The organism is Corynebacterium sp. KPL1995 (assembly GCF_000477935.1).
GTDB lineage: Bacteria > Actinomycetota > Actinomycetes > Mycobacteriales > Mycobacteriaceae > Corynebacterium > Corynebacterium pseudodiphtheriticum.
In genome coordinates this window covers 486,157-512,286 of sequence record NZ_KI515715.1, presented here as the reverse complement: position 1 = coordinate 512,286, position 26,130 = coordinate 486,157, and the positions used below count along the sequence as shown (strand labels likewise).

Sequence of the window (26,130 nt, the reverse complement as noted above, 5' to 3'; positions counted from 1 at the left end):
GCGCATTCATCATAACCCTAAAGGGTTGGTTTAGGGTGAGGTGGGGTCGAAGTGGCGGAAATTCCGAAACGGAACCTCATGCTGCTTGCCGACGCCAACTGCAGCAAACTTTCGCCACTGCGCAGTGCATTTGGCGGGCACGTCATCGGCTCCACGGCGACAGCCCTGCCGATGCTCGGGGCAGATTCCGGTGAAGTGTAGACCTGACACCAACTGAAATGCTCATCCGCCCACAGTATGGCGCCGTGGCCGTCGGCATTGCGCAGTTCGATCCGGTGGGCTGCGTGATCGCTGCTGGTTTGGGGTGCTTCCAGTCGAAAACAATGGTCCAATTCTATTCCCGCCATGTGTTGCTGCTTGTCGACGATTTCCGTGGCCGGGATTTCCGGCCCCGCCGGAAGCAAGCGGTCAGGGTCGAGCGGTAGATTCGTGGCTGCTGACATAGATAAGGTGCACTCATCCAGCGGTGCACCCAGCGCGCTGAGGTACGGGTGCCAGCCCAGGCCGAAGGGGCTGGACTCGGTGCCGGGGTGGGCAGATTCGGTGCCGGTATTGGTGACAGTGAGTTCTGCGGACAGGCCATCGCCGGCAAGCGCCCAGGTGATGGAATAGTGCAGCGGCCAGGCCCATTCGGTGCGCGCCGGGCCCTGCCACTGCAAAGTGACGCAACCGGGCGAGCGGTCGGTGATTTCCCACGCAGCTTCGGCGGCAAAGCCATGCAAAGCGTTGTTGCGGTCGGCCTCGTTGCAGGCTAGACGGTGGATGCTGCCGTGGTGGGAAAAGATGCCGTCGCCGGTACGGTTGGGCCACGGTGCGAGGAGTGCTCCGGCGGTCATCGGACGGGTGCGCGTATAGCCCGCTACCAGGGGTTTTCCGTCGTAAAGCAAGGTTGCCAGGCCAGCACCATGCGGGTCGATCGTGGCGGTGTAGGTGCCAGCGGAGATCTGTACTGCAGCGTGAGAGGTCATGCCCAGCAGTTTAAGTCGTGTGGTGGAAAGCATCGCGGTGGTGTGTCTCATGCCTATTTTGCTGGGAAGTTTCAACCGGTTGACTTGAAAAGATCATCAACCCGAAACTTTAAAAATTGCTTGGGAACTTTTCCCACTCGGGGTGCGACTACTTTGTGTAGTTCGCGGCTGCAGACGAGAACTTCACTTAACAAGTTTTAGTCCCCGAACCCGAAGGCTTTTGTCCATGACTCTACGCCAAGATCGCCCAGCGCAAGCATCTACCACGATGCCTGCTGGCGCCGTCGACGAGACCTCTGCGCGCAATAAACGTGGCGCACGCAAACCCAATGCACTGGTTGCGCTGCTCCGACGCCTGCATTTCTATGCTGGCATGTTCATCGGACCGTTCCTGCTCATCGCCGCCATCAGCGGTGCACTGTATGCAGTCGCACCCACCGCAGAAAAGCTGGTGTACCAGGACGTACTGACCGTCACCCCGCCACCCGGAGCAGAAGGCGTTACCAACACCATCTCGTTGGAAAAGCAAGTAAATAACGCCCACGAAGCCTTCCCGGATTTGGATATTGCCCAGGTGTGGCCGTCCTCGGAACCTGGTGAGACCACCCGCGTGCTGCTTATCGACGAAACCATTGACGAGGCAGAACTGCGCAGTGTGTTCGTCAACCCGTACACCGGAGCCGTCGTTGGTGACGAGCCATCTTATTCCGGTCTGGGCGAGTTGCCTCTGCGCCGGTGGATTTCACACCTGCATGAGAGCATGCACCTGGGGCCAGTAGGCGAGCTGTACTCGGAGCTGGCTGCCAGCTGGTTGTGGTTTTTCGCCTTGGGTGGCCTGGTGTTGTGGGCTTCCCGCAATAAAAAGGTGCAGCAGCTATTCGGGTTCGGTAACGCGCGTACCGGCAAAGAAGTGAAAAATGGTGGCGCCCAAGAGGGCAAGGATGCCAAGGACACCAAAAACAAAGGCAGCGGACGTCGTCGCCTGGTCAACCTGCACGGCGTGACGGGAACCTGGATGCTCATCGGCATGCTGGCGCTGTCGGTCACCGGAATTACGTGGTCCACTTACGCTGGCGGAAACGTAAACCGCACCGTGGAAGCGTTGCAGTGGCGGGCGGATCCGATCACCACGGAACTCAGCGGTGAATCAGCAGAAGCCGCAGACCCGCACGCAGAACACGCTGGCCACGGCGGTGGCGGTGGCGCGGAAGCAGAGGCAGAAGCTCGCACCTGGACCCCGGAGGAAATTGCCGAACAGGCCGATCAGGTCTTGGCGACGGCTCGTGAAGAGGGCCTGACTGGTTCATTGCGCATGTACCCAGGCGAAAGCGTGGAGCACGGCTGGCAGGCCAGCGAGCGCTGGACCGAATGGCGCACCACCTCGGATGCCATTTCCGTCGATGGTGAGACCGGCGAAGTCATCGACCGCCTGCCATTTTCCGAGCTGCCACTGTTTTCCAAGCTGACTTCTTGGGGCATTTACCTGCACATGGGCATCATGTTCGGCCTGCCACTGCAGATCCTGCTGTTGGTCACCGCGCTGGCCATCGCGGGCCTGGTGGTGCTGGGCTACATGATCTGGTGGAAGCGCCGCCCAACCCCAGGCGCAACCGCAGGCATCCCGGGGCCACGCACGAAGCTGAGCACCAAGCAGTGGATCATCGTCGCAGTACTCCTGGTTGCCGTGGGCGGTTTCTTGCCGCTATTCGGAATTAGCTTGGCAGCGATGCTGTTTGCCGACGTCTTGCTGAGCAAGCGCGCCGGGCACACTGGGCACGTTGGGCATGAAACCAGGCGTGCAGCTGTCGACGGCGCACGTGCTTAATTAGCATCGGTTTTCATTACTCCCAGGAGCTAGGCGCCTCGACGTGGTCGCGGCGTTCTTCTCCTTCGGCGTACAACGGCATGTCCTGACCGGCACGGTAGAACGGCGCGTTGTTTGCTGGCAGTGGGTTCTTGCCCTTGATCAGGTCTGCTGCCTTCTCCGCGACCATCATCGTCGGCGCGTAAATATTGCCGTTGGTGATTGATGGGAAGACCGAAGCGTCGACGACGTACAAGCCTTCGGTGCCCCACACCTGCATGGTGTCTGGGTCCACCACTGCCATTGGGTCGTCCTCAGCGCCCATCTTTGCAGTACAGGAAGGGTGCAAAGCGGTTTCGCCGTCGTTGCGGACCCACTCCAGGATCTCCTCGTCGGTTTGCACGGCCGGGCCAGGGGAGAATTCGCGGGTGCCGTGCTCGGCCATCGCGTCGGTGGCCATCAGCTCACGTGCCTTGTGCACAGCCTCGACCCATTCGCGGCGGTCTTGCTCGGTACGCAGGTAGTTGAACAGCATCTTGGGCTTGACGTGTGGGTCTGCCGATTGGATGCGCACCCAGCCCTTGGTATCGGAGAACATTGGGCCGACGTGCCACTGGAAACCATGCTTGACCTTGGCTGGGGTGCCGTCGTAACGCACTGCCATAGGCAGGAAGTGGAACATCAGGTTCGGGTATTCTTCGTCGTCGTTGGAGCGCACGAAGCCACCGGCCTCAAAGTGGGAAGTTGCCACAGGGCCCTTGTGGGTCAGCAACCACTGCAGGCCCATGAAAGGCCAGCGCCACTTGCGCAGGTAAGGCTGCGAGGAATGCGGCGTATCTACCTCATACTGGATATAGACTTCCAGGTGATCCTGCAGGTTTTCACCCACGCCTGGCAGTTCCTTGACGACGTCAATGCCGTGCTCTTCCAGCAATTCGCGTGGGCCCACGCCGGAAAGCTGCAGCAGCTGTGGCGTGTTGATAGCGCCGGAAGCCAGGATGACCTTGTCCGCGTAGATTCGGCGGGTAGCGCCCCGCCATTCGTATTCCACGCCCTTGGCGGTGGTGCCGTCGAAAATCACGCGACGAGTGAAAGCCTGGGTGCGTACTTCCAGATTTTCCCGCTGCAAGATTGGGTGCAGGTAGGCGCGTGCCGACGAATGGCGGCGGCCTTTTTTAATATTGCGGTCGAAAGGCGCGAAGCCTTCCTGCCGGTAGCCGTTGACGTCGTTGGTCAGCTCGTAGCCGGATTCCTGCACGGATTTGAACAGTGCCTGGAACAGCGGGCTGGTGGCCGGGCCGCGGGACAGGTACAGCGGGCCGTTGTGGCCACGGCGCGGATCGTTGGCGTCGGCGCCTTTCGCGGTTTCCATTTTGTTGAAATAAGGCAGGCAGTGTGCGTAGTCCCAGTGCTCTAGACCTGGGTTTTCTGCCCACTTTTCATAATCCAGCGGGTTGCCGCGCTGGAAAATCATGCCGTTGATGGAACCGGAACCACCCAAGACTTTGCCGCGGGCGTGGGGTACGCGGCGGCCATTCATCTCTGGCTCTGGCTCGGTTTCGTAGAGCCAGTCGTAGTCTTTATCGCCGATGGGGAAGGAGAAGCCCGAAGGCATGTGGATGAAAAGGTCCCAGATGCTGTCTGGGCGTCCGGCTTCCAGGACGACGACGCGGGTATCAGGGTCTTCGGTCAAGCGGTTAGCAACCACCGATCCTGCAGATCCACCGCCGACGACTACGACATCGCTGACCTCGTCGGTAACTGGCGCCGAGTTTTTCGACGCTTTTTTGGCCGAGGTCGCGGCATTCATGGAATTAAACAGTCGCGAAAAAATGCTCACGCTGTGTCCTTTCTACTGCTAGAGCCCACGGCGGTAGCCGTGTGCGGAACAATATTCCAGCCTAGCGGTGAAAAATAGCCCTAGCCAATGACTGTGTGATGGTATACAGTCAAAAAGCTTGAAAACTGAGAATTGGTTCAAAATGGAATCAAAAAATCCGCACAACGCATCCGCACAACGCAGCGGCATATGCGTAACAGTAAAATAAGGAGATGGTGGTGGCTGAACAAGCTGAGCCGCAATCGACAAATACTAGAGCTTCGCGGTTTATCCCGCGGGCGCTGGTGGGAACCTTCCGTGTAGAAACCGGCTATGATCACGGCGATGACGTCCCAGTGGCGAAGCCGAACTGGATGGTGTTTGGTTTTTCCAGTGCGATCATCTTGGCAATCGCGCTCTACACCTTCATTGCTACGGAATCTGCGGAAAACAACCTGAACGCGATCACCAGCTGGATCGCCGGTAATTTTGGCTGGTTTTATATTTTAACTGCCACCGCGGTGGTCATCTTCGTGTTGGTCGTAGCATTTTCTCGCACCGGCAGTATCCGGCTGGGGCCGGACCACTCCCGTCCGAAGTACAGCCTGTACACCTGGGCATCGATGTTGTTCGCTGCCGGTATCGGCGTCGACCTGATGTTCTTCGGTGTCGCTGAGCCTCTTACACAATACTTTGAGCCGCCAACAACGGACCCAGAAACCTACGCTGCGGCAAAAGAAGCCGTGGCCTGGGCTATGTTCCACTACGGAATCGTCGGTTGGGCCATGTACGCGTTGATGGGCATGGCTTTTGGTTACTTCGCCTACCGCTTGAACATGCCGTTGGCGATCCGCTCGGCGCTGTATCCCATCATCGGCAAGCGTATTCACGGTGCTGCTGGGCATTCCGTGGAAGTTGCCGCGATGCTGGGTACCGTTTTCGGTATCGCGGCGTCGCTGGGCATCGGTGTGGTCCAGCTCAGCTACGGTTTGCACATTATCTTCGGCTTTGAGGTGACCATGGGCTTGCAGGCTACCTTGGTTGCCGTCGGCGTGATCGTGGCGACGATTTCCGCTATTTCCGGCGTCGACAAGGGTATTCGCCGTCTTTCGGAGCTCAACGTGGCCGTCGCCATTTTCTTGGGCTTGTACGTGCTTATCGCCGGTAAGACCGCCTGGTTGCTGAACTCGCTGATCGATAACGTCGGCACGATGCTGGCGAGTTTCCCGGCTTGGGTGATGGACACCTACGCCTACGCGGATGATCAGGAAGCCGTCAGCGCGTGGATGGAAGCCTGGACGCTGTTCTTCTGGGCCTGGTGGATTGCTTGGGCGACCTTCGTCGGCCTGTTCCTGGCACGCATTTCCCGCGGCCGCACCCTGCGCCAATTCGTCATCGGTACTTTGATGTTCCCATTCCTATTCATCGTGCTGTGGATGTCGTTTTTTGGTAACTCGGCACTGGATTTGGTCATGGGTGGCAACAATGAAGAATTTGCCGAAACCGCCATGGCACAGCCGGAGTCCGGTTTCTATGAACTGCTGGGTACTTACCCGGGTGCGTCCGCACTGATTTTGCTGGCTACCTTGTGTGGTCTGTTGTTGTACATCACCTCGGCGGACTCCGGTGCGCTGGTGATGGCGAACTTCACCTCGCACATCATTGACCATCGTCAGGATGGCGCGCCGTGGTTGCGCGTGTTCTGGTCGCTGACCGTCGGCGTATTGACGCTGGGCATGCTGGGGATTGGTGGTGTGGCCGCGGTGCAGGCGGCCACGGTGATCATGGGCTTGCCGTTCGCTTTCGTGATGTGGATGGTGATGTTCTCGCTGTGGAAGTCCCTGCGGCAAGAAAATATCCAACGCGATTCCCGCGCGGTGGCGCTGCACTCCGCGATTGCCGGTCGTGTTGCCGGTGCCCGGTGGAAATCCCGGATTGGTCGTGCCAACCGCTGGCCAAACGGCGAGGAAATTACCGCGTACTTCGAGAACACCGCCACTCCTGCGCTGGAGAAACTCTGCACCGAGTTGCGCAACGAAGGCCTGGATGCCCGTTTGCTCACCAGCTTGGTACCAGAGTGTCAGTTGCCGCAGCTGGACCTGGAAATTCAGCTGGGTGACGAGCGCGAGTTCCGTTATCAGCTGTACCCAATCCAGACTGAAAGCCCGGATTTCGTGGACGGAAATAGTGATTATTATCGCTTGGAGGTCTTCGATAACAACGGATCCATGGGCTTTGACGTCTATGGCTACGACGAAGATCAGCTGATCAATAACGTACTTGACCTCTACGATCGCCACTTGGAGTACCTGCACATGCAGGCGCCGCTGCGTGGTTCTTCGGACCTGTCGGATAATTCGGATCCGGTTCGCAGCTGGAAGGAAGACTTCTCCGAATAAAGCCGGTGTTATTGACCCTGGCTAGTAACCGCGGTGCGATTAGCGCGTCAGCAGTACAGCTATAGCGAAGCCCCCAGATCACCTTGTAGGCAACAGTCCGCTGTGATTCCGGGGGTTTCTTGCTGTTCGGATGAAGCTATTGTGTGGCTTTTATTGTCCAAAAAGAAGTAACAGCAGCAGCTGTCAGGAAAGTTGGAACCAAAAGCCACAGTCCGCCGGTGGAGTCAACAAAAATCATCAACAGTATAGGGATGATCAATGCTGCCCATGCGGCAATGATGCACGACTGTGCCAGTTTTGAATAGCTCATGAGGACTCCTTAGCAAAAAGCAGCAGCTCCGGTGTTAGCAGTGTGTAAATTATCGCATTCATTAAATAACTTGCGACCCACATTCAGCTCAGTACAAGACTTCTCCGAATAAAGTATTGTAATGCGCATGAATACAAAAAAGATTGTGCTGTCCTTAGCTGCTGCCGCAACGATGGCAGCAAGCATCATTACCGCTCCAGCCGCTCACGCCGTACAGGGCGGAACTCCAGTTTCCGATGACGATGCAAACGCGAAAAACGTCGTCATCGTCTCTGGATGCACCGGCACCGCCATCAGCCCACACTGGGTGCTGGCAGCACGGCATTGCTTCGGTGACGGCACCACCGCAAAGCTGGTACGCACCGGAATTGAAAAGACCGGCACTAAAGGCTCCGAAGAGGTCTATCACGCACCGAGTGGCGATATTTCCTTGGTGCGCATGTCCACGCACTCCTCATTTGATTTTGACAGCTACCCAGAGCTGGCCACGGAGGAACCGAAGCCAGGCCAGGTAGGAACCTTCTACGGTTGGGATAACACCTCGCATAAGCGGCTGCCACACTCCCAGGCTGAGGTGCAAGGTATGTACCAGGACGGTAGCTACGACAATGGCAAGATGTATACCGTGCACCACAAAGACGGTGCGTACTCGCAGCCAGGTGATTCCGGTGGGCCGTTCTTCATCAACGGCAAGCTCTCTGGTGTGGCTTCCGCAATTTCCGGTGACGGCGTGCCACTGAATTTGGCCGATATTTCTGCGCAGCTGGACTGGATCAAACAGACCATGGCGAAAAACGGTGACGAGCCAAACCTGGGCAATGGCGCGGTTAATGGCATGGACAAAATTTTGCAGGAGAAGGGGCTGAAGAAGCCGGGGGCAGAAAAAGATAAAGAGAACGGGCAGCAAACTCAGGAGCAGGCACCAAATCCAGAGCAACCACAGCCGCAACCTGCGCAGCCAGAGAAGCAGGAACCAAAACCTGCCCAGCCAAAGCCTGGAAAGCAGCAGCCAGCGAAACCTGCACGGCCTAACCAGGGCAGTCCGCTGCTGTCGTCGTCCAGCCTGTAAATTTCTGTCCGGGAATTTCTTTTTTTTGGACCACGCTGAAATGAACCGCAGAGGAATCGTCTGATGCGGTTTACACAGGGGGTATGCGGGGCTTAACGGATTGTTAAATTACTCTCATATGGTTTTTAGTCGAAATGGAGACTTTTCCAAATGAAGTATTATGTCCCGCATGAACATAAATAAGATTGCGCTATCTTTAGCTGCTGCCGTAACAATGGCAGCAAGCATCATTGCCGCCCCGTCCGCTCATGCCGTGCAGGGCGGCACTCCGGTCTCGGATGACGATGCACTGGCGAAAAACGTCGTCATCGTTGGCGGATGTACCGGAACTGCCATCAGCCCGCACTGGGTTTTGGCAGCAAAACACTGCTTCGGCAACGGCACCACGGCGCACCTGTTGCACACCGGTGTCGAAAAGACTGGAGTGGATGGCACTGAAGAGGCCTACCACGCACCAACCGGCGATATTGCCCTGGTGCGTATGTCCACGCATTCCGCATTCACATTCGACAGCTACCCAGAGCTAGCTACTGAAGCGCCCAAGCCAGGACAAGTGGGTACCTTCTACGGCTGGGATAGCACCGCGCACAAGCGGCTGCCGTACTCCCAGGCAGAAGTGAAAAACTTATATCAAAACGGCAGCTATAACAACGGCAAAATGTACACCGTTCACCACAAAGACGGAGCGTATGCACAGCCTGGTGATTCCGGCGGACCATTGTTCATTGACGGAAAGCTATCCGGCGTAGCCTCCGCGATTTCTGGCAACGGAACGCCGATGAACTTGGCCGATATCTCAGCTGAGATCAACTGGATCAAGCAGACTATGGCGCGCAATGGAGATGAACCAAATCTAGGCAATGGAGCGGTCAATGGGATGGATAAACTGTTGCGGTTGAAAGGTTTCTTGCCACGGGCGTGAGCAAACTTGCACAGCGCGGGGCCACCTTTCGCAGTAAAATTGGGATATTCAGACATGAAAAATCCAAGCGAAAGGTGTCATTTTGACCAACGCGAATAACCGCAGCACGCTGTTTGACCCCACCACCACGGACTTGCTTGCCGACGTCTACCGCGCCGGAAACGACGCCCCAGCCAGCTTGTTCATTGGTGGGCAGTGGCGCCAGGCGCAAAAAGGCGGCACTCGCACCATTAACTGCCCTGCTGATGGCACCACGGTGGGCATGGTCTCGGAAGCCACGGATGACGACACCATCGCGGCTATCAAGGTAGCCCGTGAAACTTTTGACTCCGGCGTGTGGTCGTCGGTGCCAGCCCGGGACCGTGGCCGTTTGGTCATCGGTATTGCAGATAAAATCCGGGAAAATAAAGAACTCTTCGCCGCCGCAGAATCCGCAGACACCGGTAAGCGCTTCGAAGATTCTCTGGTGGATATGGACGATATCGCCGCAGCCTTCGAACATTTCGGCACCTTGATCGGCCACCAGGCCGGCCGCGTGATCGACCCGGGCATGGATAATGTGCGCTCGCGCATTGATCACGAACCAGTCGGCGTCGTCGGCATGGTTACCCCATGGAACTACCCGCTGCTGCAGGTCGCCTATAAGGTCGCACCGGCCATCGCTGCTGGTAATACCTTCGTGCTCAAGCAGGCAGAACTGACCCCGCACACCGCAATGCTGTTGATGGCCGTCACCAAGGAACTCGGCCTGCCTGACGGTGTGGCTAACCTGATCACCGGTGCAGGCGCAAACTGCGGTAACCCATTGTCTACGCACCCTGACGTGGACATGGTCTCGTTCACCGGTGGCCTGCAAACCGGTAAGCTCATCGCCCGCAACGCGGCAGAAACCGTCAAGCGCGTGGCCCTGGAGCTGGGCGGCAAGAACCCGAACATCATCTTCGCGGATGCAGACTTCGACGTTGCCGTCGACAACGCGTTGAACGGCGCGTTCTTCCACTCCGGCCAGGTTTGCTCGGCGGGTTCGCGCATTCTGGTGGAGGAATCGCTGCACGATAAATTCGTCGAAGAATTTGCCAAGCGCGCCAACAACATCAAGTTGGGTGGCCCAACCGACGACAAGGCAGAAACCGGCCCGCTGATTTCCGCCGAGCACCGCGAGAAAGTCGCCGGTTATGTAGAAGAAGCCCGCGAACACGGCGCGAAGATCCTCTCTGGCGGTCGCGTTGCCACCAGCGAGGACACCAACGGCCAGCACGGCACCGGGCAGTCGGATCTGGGCGCAGGTTTTTATTACTTGCCGACGGTCATCGACGGCGTCGACCGCAATGCCGACATGGATTTCGTTTACGACGAAGCCTTCGGCCCAGTCGTCACCATCGAGACTTTCCGCGATGAAGACGAAGCCCTGGAGATCGCCAACGACACCATCTACGGCCTGACCGGCGCAGTATTTACCACCGATGCCGGCAAAGCCGAGCGCATCGTGCGCGGGCTGCGGCACTGCACCATCTGGATCAACGACTACCACCCATACCTGCCGCAGGCAGAGTGGGGCGGTTACAAGCAATCCGGTAACGGCCGCGAACTAGGTGAGGTCGGCTTGGCGGAATACCAGGAGCACAAGCACGTGTACCACAACCTGACGCCTACCGTGCACGGTCAGTTTGGCCAGCAGTAACTAGTGAGTCGGTTGCTTATTCGGTAACTGGCTGACCGCCGTATACAACTCGTCGTGGGGTTTGGCCGCTTTGTAGGCGGCCACCCAGGCGTAGATAAACGACACATACAGCACGATTCCGGTGACGATCTTGCTGCCGATGAGCAGCACGAGGTCGTCACCAAGAATATTCCAGCCGAAGTGGCAGGCGAACGCCACGGCAAACCAACCCAGCGCGTGCGTGAGCCGCCACCCCAGGCTCCGGTCAGCGGCAAACAATGCCCAACCGATGCCCCAACCGGCCAGACCGGTGAACGCGATATGTAAAAACGGGCCGAGGAACACTCGCGCACCCCAAATCTGCAGAACCCCCATGATGTCTGAGGATGGGTGGATCGGCGACATCACGATGCCGTAAAGCAGATTTTCAAAAGATTCAAAACCTAAGCCAACCAGCATGCCGATGACAAAACCATGCCACGGGCGGTTGAGCTGCTTAAACGCCAATAAAATAAAAACTACGCCGGTGGCTTTCGCGATTTCTTCTGGGTACGCCCCGCCCCAGGACGCGGCTGTTGTCGTGGCGCCGGTATGTGCGGCAAGGTCAATAATCGACGGTGCGCTCACCGACACCAGCGCGTAGCTGGTGCCCGCACCCCACAGCACCGCCAACAACGCGGGTGCCCAGCCCTGGTATGGCCACAGGCGGGTCTTGCGAACCACTGCGATGAGAATACCCAGATACAACACAGTGAACACTGTGCTGATTACCGCTGGCACGGGGAGGGCGAGAGCATGCGTCAGCACCGGCAGAGCCATGAATGGCAAGCCCAGCAGGATGAACAAAAATAGCGAATAGCGGAATAATTTACTCATGATTATGCGACCCGCCTGACGGTGTGTGCTTGTGTGTTGCTGTGTGTTTGTGCGCTCGGATGTGGTGCTGCGTTATGCACGGGTTGTGGTTCTGGGGCTCGCAGCGGATTGTCCGCCGCATCGCTGCCCGTTCCGGTATAGCTTTGTAGCAGCTCGCGGACGATTTCTGGCAGTTCCTCGCCGGAAATTTCCCGCCAGGAGCCGGTGACAATATCTAAGTTTTCGTTGATGCGCCCACGGAACACGATGACCTGGGAAGCGCCGAGTTGGCTCGTCGACATGGCGATACCGTGGCCGTTGGGCTCGATAAGCAAACGCTGTTCGCCTGCGCGCAGAATATCGCCTTCGGGCAGGTCGGTGCCCGCCACAAAACGAAACATGCGGCGCAGCGTCAGGTCCGGATCACCGGCGTGCGGGGTGGTCAGCGATTCAATATGTAGACCAGGGCAGTTCCAGCCCTGTCCGGTCAGCGCCATGGCATCAACGGGGCATTCCCGGTCCGCTAGGCGTATCTCTGCACCGGCCACAGGGTCTTTCACCACCAGGGGAGTGGTGGCCTGCTGCGCCGACGGGGTGACCTTGTTGAGCACCACCGGAGCGAGCATGGCGGCGACGACCACCAGGACAAGCACCACCCACAGCAACGTGGTGCGTTGCGGCTGGCTACGGTACAAGCGCAGTTGGGTGGGGTGCAGATTGGGCAGAGAAACTGGAGCGGGCATGCTAGCCAGCCTAGTAAACTAGGCAAACATGAATGACCTATATAGCTATGTCAACGGCCCGTGGTTGGAAAACCATGTGATCCCGGACGATCGCGCCGTGGATGGCACCTTTCACAAATTACGTGATCAGGCCGAAGAAGATGTTCGCGAGATCGTGAACGAGGACAACGGCCGCGCCGGTAACCTGTTTGCCTCTTTCATGGATACCGAAGGCGTCAATGCTGCTGGGTTGGAACCGCTTGCCGACGACTTCGCCAAGCTTTCTGTCGCTGATATTGGTGAGTTCGTAGAAAACCTGGGTGCACTGGAACGCGTCGGCGTCGGCAGCCCGCTGACGTTCTGGGTAGAAAAGGATTCTGGCAGTGAAGATTCGGTGGCCTACCTGGTGCAATCCGGGCTTGGTCTCCCGGATGAGGCCTACTATCGCAGCGAAACCCATGCGGAAACCTTGGCTGCCTACCGCGAGCACGTCGCAAAGATGCTGGGCTTTGTGGATCCCGCGAAGCTGTTCGGGTTGGATGCCGACGTGGCCGCAGAGCGCATCGTGGCCCTGGAAACCGAAATCGCCTCTGGGCATTGGGATGTGGTTGCTAGCCGCGATGCCCTGAAAACCTACAACCCGACGGATTTCGACGAGCTGCCAGAGTTGATCCAGCGCTTGCTACGTGGTGGCAACTTGCCGGAGCACCGCCTGGTGAACATGATGCCGAGTTATGTGGAACATCTGGTTGGGCTGCTTACCGACGACCGGTTAGCGGACTGGCAGCTGTGGGCCACCTGGCACATTCTGCTCTCCCGCGCGGGCATTCTGCCGGAAGAAGTGACCGAGGCGAACTTCAATTTCTACGGCCGCCAGCTCACTGGTTCCACCGAGCAGCGCGATCGTTGGAAGCGTGCTGTCGGAATCGTGGAATCTGTGGTGGGGCAGGAGATCGGCAAACTCTTCGTCGACAAGCATTTCCCGGCCTCGTCTAAGGAAGACATGCTGGAGCTGGTGGATTACCTGATTCGCGCCTACCGCCAGCGCATCTCTGAGCTGGAGTGGATGACGCAAGCTACTCGTGAACGTGCGTTGGAGAAACTGGAACAGTTTAAGGCGAAAATCGGGTACCCGGATACCTGGCGGGACTATTCCGGCTTGGAGTTCTCCCCGAAAGGTGCCGATCTGGTGGCAAACGTGCGCGCCGGGGCTGCGTTTAGCCATGACTATGAGCTGGGCAAGGTTGGCAAACCGGCGCGTCGTGACGAGTGGGTGGCGAACCCGCAGACTGTCAACGCGTTTTATAACCCAGTGGTCAACGACATCACCTTCCCGGCCGCGATTTTGCGCGCGCCGTTTTATAACCCAGAGGCGGATGCCGCGGAGAACTTCGGTGCGATTGGTTCCGTCATCGGGCACGAGATTGGTCATGGTTTTGACGACCAGGGCTCGAATTACGACGGCCAGGGCAACCTGAACCAGTGGTGGTCGGATGAAGACCGCGCGGCTTTTGACGAGCTGACCGAGAAACTAGTGCAGCAATTCGATGGTTTGGTGCCATCAGTACTGCAGGCCGCGGGAAGCGGTACAGACGGTTCTGCCGACAACGCTGAGAGCACCGACAGCGTTGAGAAGCCGGGCGTGAACGGTGAGTTCACCTTGGGTGAAAACATTGGCGACCTGGGAGGATTGGGTATCGCCGTGGTGGCGTACCGGTTGTATCTGCAGGATCGCGGCATGAGCTACGACGACACCGCCGTGGAAGCCTTTGCGGTTGAAGGCGCGCAGCCTGAGCTTTATGAGCGGAAGTTCAACGGCCTACAGCGGTTGTTCCTGGCCTGGGGGCGGGTCTGGCGCACTGCGATTCGCCCAGAAATGGCGAAGCAGTACTTGGCCATTGACCCACACTCACCAGCGGAATTCCGCTGTAACCAGATCGCAGCAAACATCGATGAATTCTACGAGGCCTTCGAAGAAGTCGACACGGATTCGCCGATGTATTTGCCGCCGGAGCAGCGCGTCAGTATTTGGTAACTACTGCGCAAGTAGCTCGTAGCATGCAGCACGCAGCTGCCTGCGTTATTTCACCGTGAGGCTGGCGAGGACATACTCTTCGCCATTGTCGCGGTGCACGCCCAGCAAGCCATAGGTGTCTTTTTCATCTTGCTCGCTGGGCGTTAATTCTGTGCGGAAGTGCAGCTCAAAGTTTTTCACTTCACCGTCGACGTTGACGGTGCCTTCCGCGAAATCAACGGTGCCCTTGTCTAGGTGTACTGCGCTGATGTGGGCATCGGGGGATTTTCCGGTGCCGCGGATGGCGAAAATCGGGATGATGCCGTTGGAAAACGCCGCACCCCGCTGCCCAGTCATCATGGCGCGTACCCACTGTTCGACGGCGACGGAATCGCATAGTCCGTAGGCTACGGAGCGTTGCCCCAGTACAGAATGTTGCATGGACACGATCGGGTTATCTGCCGCGCGTGGGTCCAGGTTGTCTGCGGCGCGGTAGCTGAGTGATAGTTGGCGGAGCTGTTCGGAATCGTCGGTGCCCACATAGACCTCGATGCCGACTTCCCCGGCCGGGTCCACCAGGCGGTAAAAGCCCTGCAAATCGGTGATATTGCCGTATTGTGCGGCGATTTCTTCTTTGCCTGGCTGTAACTTCGCATTAAAAATTTCTGCGACTGCGGTCATCAGGGACTCCTTTCACATGGATCACTGTTGGGCCCCATAGTACCGAGCCAGGCCTGCCCGACGTCTGGATTAGACGGCTGGACCCGACGCCTGGATTAGACGGCTGGACCCGACGCCTGGATTAGAAGTTTGGACTAGCCGGCTGGACTAGTCAGCTGGACTAGCCACGTAAACTACAACCCATGACGGAAAATAGTGCGATCAATAAAAACGTCAGCAAGCAGCGCCCAGAAGGTTTAAGTGCGGAAGAAGCACGCATGTACGACGATTTTCAGATCGGGGGCCACGAGCGCGAGATGCCGGAAAGCGAACGCTTGGAGCAGCTGGCGTCGTTTATTGATGCTCACTACGATAAACCCGCTGGTTGGGAGGCAGAGGCCGGGAAAAATGCCTCTGAGTATGCTGCATCTGCACAGGCCGACGCAGCCCAGTCGGGAACTGACCGCCCCAGTAACCAGCTTGCCGACGCGCGCGCAGAAATCGAAAATTATCTGGCCCGCCTGCCGGACCGCATCACCCACGCTGCGATGATCATGCTGGGAAGCGCAGTGGATCATTCGTTGCCAGTTACGGCCTATGCCCAAGGAATCGAGACACGGGACGATGAGTTTGGCCGGTGGTACCTGCCAGAAAACCCACGTGGGGTGGCCGTCGCGGTGGTTGGTGGCTGGTGGTATGCCGGTGCTGCCCGCGAAATGTCGTGGGAGCCGGAGATCGCCGCATTGGCTGGTTATTCGCAGCGGGCAATTTTCAGCGTGCATTTTCCTTTGCTGCCGGAGGCTTCTGTTGCAGAAGCTAGTGCATTTGTACGCCGTGCGGTGGAGGCAGTGCGTGCTTCCGCGGAAACCACTGCAGAAAGCAACGAATTGCTCGCGTGGGGCAAGTGGGCTGGGGCCGATTTGTTGCTGGAGCACGCTGACCTGGTTGACGCACTGGTGCTCACTTTCGGGAGTGCAGATTCTTCTGCGGTTGCGGGCGTCGGCAAGCGGGTGGTGCGGCAGCAACTTACCGCACACCGCCACGTTGCCACGCCTACCACGGCGCGTGCGGCAGTCCGGGAAATTGCGGAGTTGTGGGGAATTCGCTGATGCCAATTGAGCCAAACGAGCCGAATGCGCCAAATGAGCCAAGTGCTCCGCGGCTGCAGACCGATCTCAGCGTGATCATGTCGGTTTATCACAGGGACCAGCCCGATGCCTTGCGTGCGTGCCTGGATTCTTTACTGCACCAGACGCGCCCGGCGGAAGAAATCCTCGTTACCGTCGATGGCCCCGTTGGGCAGGAGCTGGACGCGGTGTTGGCGGAATATGCCGATCGCATCACGCTGTTTCGTTTGCCAGCAAACTGTGGGGCTGCCATTGCGCGCCAACGTAGCTTGGATGAGGTCACAACCACCTACACCGCAGTGATGGACGCCGATGATGTGTGCTTGCCGCACCGCTTCGAGTTCCAATTGGCCGCGCTTGCCTACGATAACCTGGACCTAGTAGGTGCGGCCATGTATGAATTCGATGGGGATGGTGACGGTGAGCCGGAAGAACTTATCGTGGCGCGTCGTCCGGGAACGCCCACCGAGGAAATTGCCAAGAAAGTAAAAACGGTGACGCCGTTCAACCATCCGACGGTCATCATGCGAACAGAACTCGCACGCGCAGTTGGTGGCTATCGTCCGGTGGCGCTGTTGGAAGACTATGACTTTCTTGCACGCATGCTGGCACACGGGGCAAAGGCCGCGAACTTAGTGGAACCTTTATTGTACTTTCGGGTGAACGATGCAATGTTTCAACGCCGCTTGCACAAAAAGGCGTTTGTTTCCGAATGGCGGCTGCAGCGTAACTTGGTCAGCTATGGTTTGATCTCGTGGCCCCGGGCCGTGTTTAATTTTTTCGCGCGTAATACTTTCCGGGTACTTCCGCCGCCACTGCTGCGATTTGCGTATCGGGTGTTGTTCCGGTCAGAAGCCGGGGCAGGAAACAGCTAAAGGAGCAAATTCGTGCGTTGGATGACTGTGGCGATGGTGTTTGCTGCCGCCAGCGGATATGTGGTCATGGTGTTGGCCGCTGCCGTGCTGGGCACTGATGGGGCTGACCGTTGGTTGGTGTTTTGGTCGTCGTTCTTTGCGGTCGCGGCTGTGGCCAACGGCATGCTGCAAGAAACCACTCGGGCGGTGGGGGAGGCGCAAAACCAGGAAGAACAAAAAACACAAGAAGCTCAGGAACCGCAGGAAGGGCAGAAAGCGCAAGACGCACAACCAGTAGCCGCACCTGCCGCTACCACGGCTGCGCGCCCGAACAAGCCAGCAAATCCACTGCGCACAGGCGGGATCACCGGTATTGGCCTGGGCGCATTAGCGGCATTGACGGCCCTGTGGTGGGCGCCGTCGGTGGCGCCAGAACATTCGTGGTGGGCGGGCATCCTCATGGCCGTCGGCATCGCGAGTATCTTCGTGCAACAAACCGTCGCAGGCTTGTTATCAGGCACAAACCGGTGGAACCGCTACGCCGCCTTATTGGGGATGGATGCTGCGCTCCGCTTGGCGATCGCCGGGTTATTATCCCTGGATTATTTGACCGTGCAGATGATCCCACCAGCGGGCTACCAAATTGGCTTCATGATTGCGACGGTTTGCGGCGCGATCTCGTGGATCATCGTCATCGCCGCCTCCCGCGACCGGCGGAGCATCGTGCACGCCGAGGTCGATGTCACGGGTCGGCAGCTGTGGCGCAACAGCCTGGCTGCCATGGCCGCTACCGTCGCCACCGCGCTGATGGTCACTGGATTTCCGGCCCTCGTGGATCTCAGCCTGTCGATCTCACCGACGACCACCGCGGTACCTATCGCTGCCTTGCTGTATTGTGTGATGCTTACCCGCGCCCCACTTCTGGTACCACTGACAGCATTCCAATCCGCCGTCGTCATGTTCTTTTTGCGCCGCCGCGAACAACCACTCGGGGCTTTGCGTGCCCCGGTGGCAGGTCTGGTTGGGCTCGGTATTGTCGGGGCAGGTTTAGCCTGGGCAATTGGGCCGTGGTTGTTTGGCCTCTTTTTGGATGATGATTTCATTTTGCCCGGCTCAGTGCTCGCGGTATTGACAGCGGCATCGGTGGGAACTGCACTGTTGATGCTGACCGGTTCGGCGGTGCTCGCGCACCAGCGGCACCGCTCGTATACCCTCGGCTGGTGGGCAGCAGCGATTGCTTATATATTGCTGCTATTGGTGCCGTTGGATCTGGTGACCCGTTCCGCGTTGGCCCTCGCGGTTGGCCCCTTGGCTGGGGTGGCCTGGCATGTCGCCACACTCGCCCGGCTTCGTCCAAAATATGCGTCTGATTAGGATATAGTAACGCTTGATGAAATATTCCGATGTCTGGCTGGTGATCCCGTGCTTCAATGAAGCGACGGTGATCCGTGACGTAATCGCAAACGCGCGAAAGACCTTTCCAAATATCGTCGCGGTTGATGATGGCTCCAAGGACGGCTCACCAGAACAAATCCTGGCTGGCGGCGCGCACCTGGTGCAACACCCAGTGAACTTGGGGCAGGGGGCGGCGATCCAAACCGGCGTGGAATACGCGCGTGCACAACCCGGTGCACGCATTTTTGTGACCTTCGACGCCGACGGGCAACACCAGGTCCACGACGTGGAGAATATGATTGCCCGGTTGCGCCAAGATGACCTAGACATCGTTGTTGGTACGCGTTTTGGCGCTTACGAACGCGAATCTTCCCAGGTTCCGCTGCTGAAGCGCATCGTGTTGCGCATCGTGGTGGCACTGTCGCCGAAGTTAAAACGCCTGGGCTTAAGCGACGCCCACAATGGCTTGCGCGTGATGGGGCATCGCTTCGGCAATGCACTGCAACTACGCATGAACGGAATGAGCCACGCCAGTGAATTCGTGGACATTATGGGCAGCGGCGATTGGGCTGTGGGCGAAGAACCCGTCGACGTGCTGTACACCGAATATTCCATGTCGAAGGGCCAGTCACTGTTCAATGGTGTCAATATTCTTGCCGACGGGCTACTGGGAAAGAGGCTGGATTAAATGTTGTTGATTCAAATTCTGCTGGTCATCGCGGTTGCCGCGTTGACGCTGTATTTCCTGAGCAACCGCCGCAAGGCACGCGCGAAAGCCGGCGTGAAAATCGGCTTCGTGACATTTCTGATCCTTGCTATTTTCGCGGTGCTGTTCCCCGACGCGACGACGTGGGTGGCGCAACTGGTGGGCGTGCAGCGGGGAACCGATTTGATGCTTTATGCGCTGATCGTAGCCTTCGTGTTTGTCACGGTCAGCTCGTATCTGCGCTTCCGCGAACAAGAACTACGCTTTGCCCGGCTGGCGCGTGCGGTGGCATTGAGCAATGCCCAGGCTCCGGATGATTTGAATGACGCGGATGATTTGAATGATGCGGATAATGCGGAGCCAACTGGTGCCAGAGAAAACCGGGCCTAATAATGATTAGGCCCAGCGGTGACCGGGCTTAGTAGCTACCAGTCCTAGCTGCGACTGGTCCTAGCTGCGGAAGTATTCCACGGTTTTCGCCACACCTTCTGCGATATCTACCTGCGGGCGCCAACCTAACAACTGCTCAGCTTTGGCTGGGTTCAGGCAGCTGCGTGGCACATCGCCCAGCCGCGCCGGGGCAAATTCTGGGGTATCCGGGGCCCCAGCGGCCGCGGCAACCAAGGTGTGCAGCTGTCGGTCTGAAGTTTCCACACCCGTACCGATATTGAAGCGCTCGCCACCACCTGCGGTGCCAGAAGCCGCCAGGTAGGCCGCGACCACGTCGTCGACGAAAATATAATCCCGGGTATTGCTGCCGGTGCCGAAGACTTTCGTGGGCTCACCGGACAACAACCGCTGCGCGAAGATCGCTACTACGCCGGCTTCCCCGTGCGGGTCTTGCCGCGGGCCGTAGACATTCGCCGGTGCAATATGCGAACACTCCAGGCCGTAGAGGTGCCGGTAGGTATTCAAATAAATCTCGCCAGCTGCCTTGCTGGCCGCATACGGCGAGTGCGGATCAATTGCTGTGGATTCATCAACTGGGTAGTCGTCCGGAACCCCATAAATAGAACCACCGGATGGTGTACCAACAATTTTGCGGACCCCCGTTTTCCGTGCGGCTTCGGCCAGACGAATCGTGCCAATAATATTGGCTTGCGCATCGTGCAATGGATCCGTCACGGAGTGGCGCACGTCGATCTGCGCGGCCAGGTGGAAAATTACCTCTGGCTCATGTTCTGCACAGATGCTTTCGAGATCGCCGGTGATGATGTCGGCTTCCACGAAACTGAAACCGTCATGGTCGCGCGCCAGTTCTAAGTTGGCACGGTTACCCCGACTGAGGTTGTCTAGGGCGACAACCTCGTCGCCCCGTGCCAAAAGTTGATCGACCAATGTAGAACCGATGAATCCGGCGCCGCCGGTAACCAAAGCCTTCATGCCCCTAAGGTTACGCCTTCCGCCCTATGGTGTCTGCGGCGGGTATGGGCTATTCTCCAGGATCTTTTCCAATTCTGCGGCACTAAACATTTCGTCGACGGCGTAGATGGTGACTTCGCGGTGGCGGTACACTTCGGTGAGTCCAGGCGCGGTATCTCGCAAGTTCAGCAAGACGTCATTGGGTGGTTGCTTTTCTGGACCCCAAAAATTCGGTGGACTGATGAACACATAGTTTATGTTCATGCGTTTGAGGATGGCGTCGACTTCCTGGCCGTCGTTAGTACCCGAACCCGCCTGGTCCAGGGTGTGGAAAAGCGCGGTCAGCTCCGGTTCTACGGCACCGGTATAGAAATAATGCCGTGCGGTGCTAGGAAGCCGGTTATAGGCATACATCCAGCCGCTTCCTTCATCCGGGTTCACAAAAATGTGCCCGTCATAGGCTTTCGGCTGTTCAGCCAACCAATCATAGGCGCGCAGGTCGCGCTCGCTCACCAGGCGGCCAGAGCGCGAATCTTGGGATAGTGCCCGGGCCGGTTCTTGTAACGTGATTAGGGAAGTACCCGCCACGATAGCGATAACGACGCTGGTGGCCCCGACTGTGACGGGTAGTTTACGGATGCGGTCTTTGTTCATCGCCGCGGCTACTTTGTGGATGATCCACCCCAGCAGTAGAGCAGCTGTGGCCGCCACCAGAATGGATACCCACACGTTGATGCGCCGGGCATCCGAATAAAACGGGCTCACAATCTCTTGTAGGAAATCTCCCACCGGGGTTTCAAAATACTTCATGGCGTGCGCAGACAAGGCCACGCCAAAAGCCCACAGCAAAATAGGCCAGACGGTTTTGCGAGCCAGCAAAACCAGCGCACCAATGCCACCGATGATCAGCAAATGCCAGGTAGGGCCAAATTCATTCGTGTGCCTCGTGAGCAATCCCGCAGCTAAGCGCCAGCTTTCGGCTCGGTCAATCCCCTGGACCTCGAAGGTACGGGCGAAATCACCGAAATCTTCTGCATCCTCGTTGCCAAACAGGAACACAGCAGCCGGAATGGCGGTAGCCACTGCACCGAGGCCCACCGCGGCCAAAGTTAAGAAATCACCCAAGCGTGAGCGCGTCGGTGCGAACAGCGCATGGAAAAGCCAGTAGAACACCACCAGGAACACCGCCACCAACAAACCCTGGGGCTGGCTGCTCAGTGCACCAAACAACGCGAAGATGGCAAACGGGATGGCTCGGCGATCGCGCAGGCAATGGATCGTCAACATCGCCGCCATGACCCCCAGCATCATTGAGGTAGCAGCGGGGATTGCTGCCACACGAATCTCGATCCATGGCAGTGCCGGGAAAAACGCGGTGCCGGCTCCAGCGATGCCGGCCACTGCACGCCCACCCAGCAGGCCAGCCAATGCAGCCACTGCCCAAGGAGTCACCAAAGCCAGCATGATGCCGGACCCGAGGTTGTACTCGGCCATCGTGGTGAGATCCACCCAGCGCGCAGGAATGGAAACGACCGAATGCCACGCGGTGGGGTAGTACATCGGGGCGCCAGTGAACTGGTGATGCAACGCGCCCATCTCGCCCGGAGCCGCAATACCTTCCTCACTGATAAACGCCAGCACATTCGCGTGCCAGTGCGCGTCCCAGCCTTGGAAGACATTGTTGATGCCATGTGGCATATCCGCCAAGTAATTCCAGTACATTCCGCCGATGCTCAGTGCACCCGCGCCCACACCGGCAACCGGAAGCCAATCTTTTGCTTCCCAACGACGACGCGTCGGCGCTAGCGTCGACGCTACCGGTACGGGCACCAGACGCCCCCACAATTCCGCCAGCACAACGGCAACCAGCAAGGTGATCGCGGCCGTCGGCAAGCGCCAGCCAGCCCCAAACACGTTGCTTATTTGTACACCAGCAGCGACGATGCCAAACGTAATCGCCGGTGCCGCCAGCAGAGCAACTGGCACTGACAGGCGAGCCCGCCAGCCAACCAGCAACCCGGGCAAGATCACCACGGCGATGAGACTGGCGACGAAAATCGCTGCGTCCATTGCTTAACTCCGTTCTTTACGGATTTTCATATCCGAGCTGTGCCACAGACCGCTGCGGGTGTGCTCGCTGTAGTCGATCGTAGCTTCATCCGGGGCATTGCCTGCAGAATCGCGTCGCAGCTCGTATTTGTGCACCGCACCCCAGTCGCGGTTCCAGTCGCCATCCAAATAGCCGGGGATTTCATAGGACCAGTTCACAGCTTCTGCCGTGGCCATCGCACCACCACCGTAGTAGTCCTGGAAACCACCCAGCTGGGATTGCGCATCCGAATCCGGCAACACACGGAATTCTGGGATCTCTGTGACGCCTGCGTAGTGGTCAAACGGGCGCTGGCACGGGAACTGGAAGGCCGTCGACCAGTCCAGCAGTGCCGGGGTATCGCCGTCGAAACGTTGGCTCACCGGCTCCAACTCCGGGTTGCGTGGCGGGGTCAGCGCGATCCAGTCTTCCGGGTCCAGCGAATAGTCCTCGGCCACCAAGCGCACCACGTCGGCGTCTTCGGGGATTTCCTCCAGTGGGAAGCGCAGGTTGCGCCAGTCCGGGCGCTGGCCGACGTCCATCATCTCCACCTTCTTGGTGTTTTTGACCTTGCCATCCGCACCGCGGGTGCCGTATTCCAGCAACAGCTCTTCGCCTTCTTGCTCGATGCCGTTGATGTCGTGGTGGGCGATGCGACCAGCGGCAGAGACCACCAGCAGCGGGGCCGACTCGCGGCGTTCCGGCAGTTCATACCAGCCCGTGCTCAGCTCTGCGGCTGCCTGTGGCTCGGATTTATCCACCCACGAACCCAACACTGGCACCCGGTTATAGTCCAGGTTGAATGGCAGACGGATGGTGGATTCGTTTACGCCGGCATCGGCACGGGTACCGTCCTCGGTTTCCTCAGTCGATTCCGAACCCTGGCCCGCGCTGGTTGGCGAATCGGCATCACCGATCACACCGACAGCAGCTGAATCGCCACCATCCGGCTCGATCTCAGAAGGCACACCATTTGGGGTGAAACCGCGCGAGTCACCAGCCTCGAGCGATTCGCCGAGTTCCCCATTAACCGGACGCAAGAACGAATCATTGGTATTGGTTTCTAACAAGGCGTCGTCGGCAAGCGCGCAATGGTCCCCCGTCAACGCCTGCAGATTTCCTTTGCCGATGGAATACGACGGGTATTGATCTACAAAAGCTTTCGCGAATGACGCCATCGACAGCGCAACCGCTAGCGCAGAAACCACCGCGATTGGTGCCGCCATTACACCAGCCCAACGCGTATTGCGTTCTGGTTTCGGTGAGCGGAAAGAATAAACGACGCCGACCAGCAACACGATCAGAGCCAACAGCAACACAACGTTGGTGGCTTCGACACCGCGCAACTGGATCGTGCGATCCCACCAAGGGATACCAAACGACGACACATACCACCAGGCATTCCAACCGGCCAGAGTGAACGCCAGCAGGAACAACACGCCTGCGATCGACAGCACACGAGCGCGCCGGGAGCGCACCGCTACCTGCGAAAGCACCACTGCACCCAGTGCGGCGATTGCGGCGGCAATACCGGCATAAATACCGAAGTGGTGGGTCCACTTCGTTGGGGTGAACATGAGGAAGAACAGCGAGACGAAGACGATCAACACCAGGCGCAACGCCGGGCCATTCGCCATCTTCCGGTCCCGCACAAATGCGTACAGAATCAGGGCGATGCAGGCGAACATCACCACCGGGCCGAAGCGGCGGGTAAACGAGCCATCCACGGTTTGTTCAAACAAGGTCTGGTAGCGGACGAACTCGAAGAACCACTCCAACGACGGACCGACCTCGCCGCGCACGCGGGTAGATTCCATGACCGTCGCGATGGTTTGGTTGTTGAAGATCATCACCATGATCATGGTTCCGGCAGCCAAAAACGGTGCGATCATCGCCGCGGCCGTCAGCTTGCCACCTTCCAACAACTGCAGGCGGTAGAACAGAATCCGCAGCAAATAAGGCAGCGCGATCAGGAACGAACCGACCGCAAACAGTCCCGTCGGTCCCGCGGCCAAGGTGACCGTTGCGATGAAGGTGCCAATCGCCGCAGGCAGCAGACGCTGAGCCACAATCGCCCGCTCAAAAGATACCCAGGTGAGCACCACTCCCAGGGCGACGAATGGCTCCGGGCGGATACCGTTGTTGAAAGGCAACCAGAAGGCCAAAAACACTAGCGCGGCGGTCCAATGTGCCACGCGTCGTTCGTTCACCATCTCGCCCAGGCGCGGCAGAATCTCGCGGGAAAGTACCCACCAGATCGCCAGACCACACAGCAGCGCAGGCAGGCGCATCCACAGCGAGTTCGTGGATACCGAAGCAAAAAGCGCCAGCAGATCGTAGTACGGGGTACCAAACGGTGATTCCGGCACGCCATACCAGCGGTAATAATTCGCCATATAATCGGCGTGTTCAGTCACCCGCGCCATCGTCAGGATATAGCCGTCGTCCGAGGTGTTTGCACCAAAAACGTGCCAGAACGCCAGCACCGCCACCACTAGGCCATCCAGCGGGCGCAACTTAAACCAATGCGGCGGCAGCACCCGCAGGTCCTTTCGGCCATCCAGCAGATCCATCCGCGCCAAAGCGATCAGCGAAAGCACCATGAAGAACACACCCAGCCCCATCGCCAGCGATTTCGCGAGCGTTGGGGTGGAGGTAAACCGCGAGTTGATCTCCACGTCCACATCCAGGCCTGCTGCGGTCAGCGTGGCCACATTTTCCGGAGTGTCCTCGATCTCGGTGTAAATGCCGGTGACCTGCGGGCGCAGATCATCTTCCGTCTCCGCGGAATGCTTGCCGACGGCTACCTCAGCACCGTCTGCAGTAACCGCAATATCGATCAGTGCGTCGTCGGCAAGCGCAGCGACCTGCGATTCCTGCAGGCTCAGTAGCACCTCGTCGAGCGCAAAAACGTCCAAGCCACCATCGGTAGAACGCACGAATAGCCCGCGGTTGGAGGCCTCAGTGGAATCCTCCGGGACCGTGCCTAACACCAGGGTTTGTTCGTCGCGCAGCTGATCCAGCGCAGAAACCGGAATCGTGGCATGGAAAGATTCCGGGGCCACGGAAATCAGTGGTGCGTTGACGGAATTCAGTGAGTCATTTTGCGGCCAAGCAAACGAGGATTGCGTTTGGGTGACCGGCAGCAGCGGAGTGGCAATAAACAGCAAAAAGCCCACGACGCCGGTGATGATCGCCGTGAGTTGGAGCTTTTTTGCATGTGCGGCTGCGGTGGGGTTCGAGGCGCTGTGGGCACTGGCTGCTCGCTGTGCTGATTCCTCGGTTCCGACTGACTGGGGGTTGAGAGGTTGAGGTGACACAACGTGTCAGTTTAGCCCAGCCGCAGCCGAAAATTGGTCTTGACTGGGCCCTTGTTCTGGCCCATGTGACCAGCG

General features: G+C 58.4%; 20 protein-coding genes. 11 read left to right on the top strand and 9 right to left on the bottom strand.

Annotated elements, in window-relative coordinates; translation table 11 throughout:
• Window positions 1-17: 17 nt before the first annotated feature.
• On the bottom strand, window positions 18-968 hold the full coding sequence (locus HMPREF1292_RS02295) for a hypothetical protein (RefSeq protein ID WP_034645558.1): 951 nt from the start codon (window positions 966-968) through the stop codon (window positions 18-20).
• 226 nt (window positions 969-1,194) lie between these two features.
• Here HMPREF1292_RS02295 and HMPREF1292_RS02290 point away from each other — a divergent pair, with 226 nt between their 5' ends.
• Window positions 1,195-2,793, top strand: a complete 1,599-nt coding sequence (locus tag HMPREF1292_RS02290; RefSeq protein WP_023018562.1) for a PepSY domain-containing protein — start codon at window positions 1,195-1,197, stop codon at window positions 2,791-2,793.
• A gap of 16 nt (window positions 2,794-2,809) precedes the next feature.
• Here the strand turns inward: HMPREF1292_RS02290 and betA are convergent, their stop codons facing one another.
• Window positions 2,810-4,582, bottom strand: coding sequence for a choline dehydrogenase (gene betA / locus HMPREF1292_RS02285; RefSeq protein ID WP_034645552.1), 1,773 nt, complete (start codon window positions 4,580-4,582; stop codon window positions 2,810-2,812).
• Between the two features lie 242 nt (window positions 4,583-4,824).
• Between betA and betT the strand changes: the two genes are divergently transcribed.
• On the top strand, window positions 4,825-6,990 hold the full coding sequence (betT, locus tag HMPREF1292_RS02280; RefSeq protein WP_024272634.1) for a choline BCCT transporter BetT: 2,166 nt from the start codon (window positions 4,825-4,827) through the stop codon (window positions 6,988-6,990).
• A gap of 136 nt (window positions 6,991-7,126) precedes the next feature.
• Here betT and HMPREF1292_RS10985 read toward each other — a convergent pair whose 3' ends face one another.
• The gene (locus HMPREF1292_RS10985) at window positions 7,127-7,300 is read right to left on the bottom strand and encodes a hypothetical protein (protein WP_023018560.1); all 174 of its coding nucleotides are present in this window, start codon (window positions 7,298-7,300) and stop codon (window positions 7,127-7,129) included.
• Window positions 7,301-7,427: 127 nt separating this feature from the next.
• On the opposite strand from HMPREF1292_RS10985, the gene HMPREF1292_RS02275 reads away from it, so the two are divergent.
• The 3 genes from HMPREF1292_RS02275 (at window position 7,428) to HMPREF1292_RS02265 (ending at window position 10,972) form a co-directional block, all read left to right on the top strand.
• Entirely contained in the window at window positions 7,428-8,369 is a 942-nt protein-coding gene (locus HMPREF1292_RS02275) for a trypsin-like serine protease (RefSeq protein WP_023018559.1), read from the top strand.
• Between the two features lie 169 nt (window positions 8,370-8,538).
• The gene (locus tag HMPREF1292_RS02270) at window positions 8,539-9,291 is read left to right on the top strand and encodes a S1 family peptidase (RefSeq protein ID WP_232218000.1); all 753 of its coding nucleotides are present in this window, start codon (window positions 8,539-8,541) and stop codon (window positions 9,289-9,291) included.
• Window positions 9,292-9,373: 82 nt separating this feature from the next.
• Window positions 9,374-10,972: an aldehyde dehydrogenase family protein gene (locus HMPREF1292_RS02265; protein WP_021352067.1), complete on the top strand. Its 1,599-nt coding sequence runs from the start codon at window positions 9,374-9,376 to the stop codon at window positions 10,970-10,972.
• Here the strand turns inward: HMPREF1292_RS02265 and HMPREF1292_RS02260 are convergent, their stop codons facing one another.
• The gene (locus HMPREF1292_RS02260; protein WP_023018557.1) at window positions 10,973-11,827 is read right to left on the bottom strand and encodes a PrsW family intramembrane metalloprotease; all 855 of its coding nucleotides are present in this window, start codon (window positions 11,825-11,827) and stop codon (window positions 10,973-10,975) included. It abuts the gene before it with no gap.
• A gap of 2 nt (window positions 11,828-11,829) precedes the next feature.
• Entirely contained in the window at window positions 11,830-12,549 is a 720-nt protein-coding gene (locus HMPREF1292_RS02255) for a hypothetical protein (protein WP_023018556.1), read from the bottom strand.
• Window positions 12,550-12,577: 28 nt separating this feature from the next.
• Here HMPREF1292_RS02255 and HMPREF1292_RS02250 point away from each other — a divergent pair, with 28 nt between their 5' ends.
• Window positions 12,578-14,563 (top strand): M13 family metallopeptidase, encoded by a 1,986-nt coding sequence (locus HMPREF1292_RS02250; protein WP_023018555.1) that lies wholly within the window; start codon window positions 12,578-12,580, stop codon window positions 14,561-14,563.
• A 45-nt stretch (window positions 14,564-14,608) separates the two neighbouring features.
• On the opposite strand, the gene HMPREF1292_RS02245 is transcribed toward HMPREF1292_RS02250, so the two are convergent.
• Window positions 14,609-15,223: an ADP-ribosylglycohydrolase family protein gene (locus HMPREF1292_RS02245; RefSeq protein ID WP_021352071.1), complete on the bottom strand. Its 615-nt coding sequence runs from the start codon at window positions 15,221-15,223 to the stop codon at window positions 14,609-14,611.
• A 182-nt stretch (window positions 15,224-15,405) separates the two neighbouring features.
• Between HMPREF1292_RS02245 and HMPREF1292_RS02240 the strand changes: the two genes are divergently transcribed.
• From HMPREF1292_RS02240 to HMPREF1292_RS02220, 5 genes are read left to right on the top strand one after another with little or no spacing between them, the layout of a single operon-like run.
• Complete coding sequence (locus HMPREF1292_RS02240) at window positions 15,406-16,311, top strand: hypothetical protein (protein WP_023018554.1); 906 nt, start codon at window positions 15,406-15,408, stop codon at window positions 16,309-16,311.
• Window positions 16,311-17,204 (top strand): glycosyltransferase, encoded by an 894-nt coding sequence (locus tag HMPREF1292_RS02235; protein ID WP_023018553.1) that lies wholly within the window; start codon window positions 16,311-16,313, stop codon window positions 17,202-17,204. The genes HMPREF1292_RS02240 and HMPREF1292_RS02235 overlap by 1 nt, the downstream gene beginning before the upstream one ends.
• Before the next feature lie 12 nt (window positions 17,205-17,216).
• Window positions 17,217-18,557, top strand: coding sequence for a hypothetical protein (locus tag HMPREF1292_RS02230; protein ID WP_023018552.1), 1,341 nt, complete (start codon window positions 17,217-17,219; stop codon window positions 18,555-18,557).
• Between the two features lie 16 nt (window positions 18,558-18,573).
• Complete coding sequence (locus HMPREF1292_RS02225) at window positions 18,574-19,266, top strand: glycosyltransferase family 2 protein (protein ID WP_021352075.1); 693 nt, start codon at window positions 18,574-18,576, stop codon at window positions 19,264-19,266.
• Window positions 19,267-19,674: a DUF2304 domain-containing protein gene (locus HMPREF1292_RS02220; protein ID WP_021352076.1), complete on the top strand. Its 408-nt coding sequence runs from the start codon at window positions 19,267-19,269 to the stop codon at window positions 19,672-19,674.
• A gap of 60 nt (window positions 19,675-19,734) precedes the next feature.
• Here HMPREF1292_RS02220 and HMPREF1292_RS02215 read toward each other — a convergent pair whose 3' ends face one another.
• The 3 genes from HMPREF1292_RS02215 to HMPREF1292_RS02205 are packed head-to-tail and all read right to left on the bottom strand — an operon-like array spanning window position 19,735 to window position 26,055.
• A complete protein-coding gene (locus HMPREF1292_RS02215) occupies window positions 19,735-20,667 on the bottom strand; it encodes a GDP-mannose 4,6-dehydratase (protein WP_023018551.1) in 933 nt (310 codons plus the stop codon).
• 24 nt (window positions 20,668-20,691) lie between these two features.
• A complete protein-coding gene (locus tag HMPREF1292_RS02210) occupies window positions 20,692-22,716 on the bottom strand; it encodes a DUF6541 family protein (protein WP_023018550.1) in 2,025 nt (674 codons plus the stop codon).
• Between the two features lie 3 nt (window positions 22,717-22,719).
• The gene (locus tag HMPREF1292_RS02205; RefSeq protein ID WP_023018549.1) at window positions 22,720-26,055 is read right to left on the bottom strand and encodes an arabinosyltransferase domain-containing protein; all 3,336 of its coding nucleotides are present in this window, start codon (window positions 26,053-26,055) and stop codon (window positions 22,720-22,722) included.
• Window positions 26,056-26,130: the final 75 nt, after the last annotated feature.

Coding starts and splice junctions, on each gene's coding strand:
- HMPREF1292_RS02250 (WP_023018555.1), top strand. CDS start 12,578: ATGAATGACCTATATAGCTATGTCAACGGCCCGTGGTTGGAAAACCAT.
- betA (WP_034645552.1), bottom strand. CDS start 4,582: ATGAATGCCGCGACCTCGGCCAAAAAAGCGTCGAAAAACTCGGCGCCA.
- HMPREF1292_RS02275 (WP_023018559.1), top strand. CDS start 7,428: ATGAATACAAAAAAGATTGTGCTGTCCTTAGCTGCTGCCGCAACGATG.
- betT (WP_024272634.1), top strand. CDS start 4,825: ATGGTGGTGGCTGAACAAGCTGAGCCGCAATCGACAAATACTAGAGCT.
- HMPREF1292_RS02210 (WP_023018550.1), bottom strand. CDS start 22,716: ATGGACGCAGCGATTTTCGTCGCCAGTCTCATCGCCGTGGTGATCTTG.
- HMPREF1292_RS02255 (WP_023018556.1), bottom strand. CDS start 12,549: ATGCCCGCTCCAGTTTCTCTGCCCAATCTGCACCCCACCCAACTGCGC.
- HMPREF1292_RS02225 (WP_021352075.1), top strand. CDS start 18,574: ATGAAATATTCCGATGTCTGGCTGGTGATCCCGTGCTTCAATGAAGCG.
- HMPREF1292_RS02240 (WP_023018554.1), top strand. CDS start 15,406: ATGACGGAAAATAGTGCGATCAATAAAAACGTCAGCAAGCAGCGCCCA.
- HMPREF1292_RS02235 (WP_023018553.1), top strand. CDS start 16,311: ATGCCAATTGAGCCAAACGAGCCGAATGCGCCAAATGAGCCAAGTGCT.
- HMPREF1292_RS02290 (WP_023018562.1), top strand. CDS start 1,195: ATGACTCTACGCCAAGATCGCCCAGCGCAAGCATCTACCACGATGCCT.
- HMPREF1292_RS02270 (WP_232218000.1), top strand. CDS start 8,539: ATGAACATAAATAAGATTGCGCTATCTTTAGCTGCTGCCGTAACAATG.
- HMPREF1292_RS10985 (WP_023018560.1), bottom strand. CDS start 7,300: ATGAGCTATTCAAAACTGGCACAGTCGTGCATCATTGCCGCATGGGCA.
- HMPREF1292_RS02215 (WP_023018551.1), bottom strand. CDS start 20,667: ATGAAGGCTTTGGTTACCGGCGGCGCCGGATTCATCGGTTCTACATTG.
- HMPREF1292_RS02295 (WP_034645558.1), bottom strand. CDS start 968: ATGACCTCTCACGCTGCAGTACAGATCTCCGCTGGCACCTACACCGCC.
- HMPREF1292_RS02260 (WP_023018557.1), bottom strand. CDS start 11,827: ATGAGTAAATTATTCCGCTATTCGCTATTTTTGTTCATCCTGCTGGGC.
- HMPREF1292_RS02245 (WP_021352071.1), bottom strand. CDS start 15,223: ATGACCGCAGTCGCAGAAATTTTTAATGCGAAGTTACAGCCAGGCAAA.
- HMPREF1292_RS02220 (WP_021352076.1), top strand. CDS start 19,267: ATGTTGTTGATTCAAATTCTGCTGGTCATCGCGGTTGCCGCGTTGACG.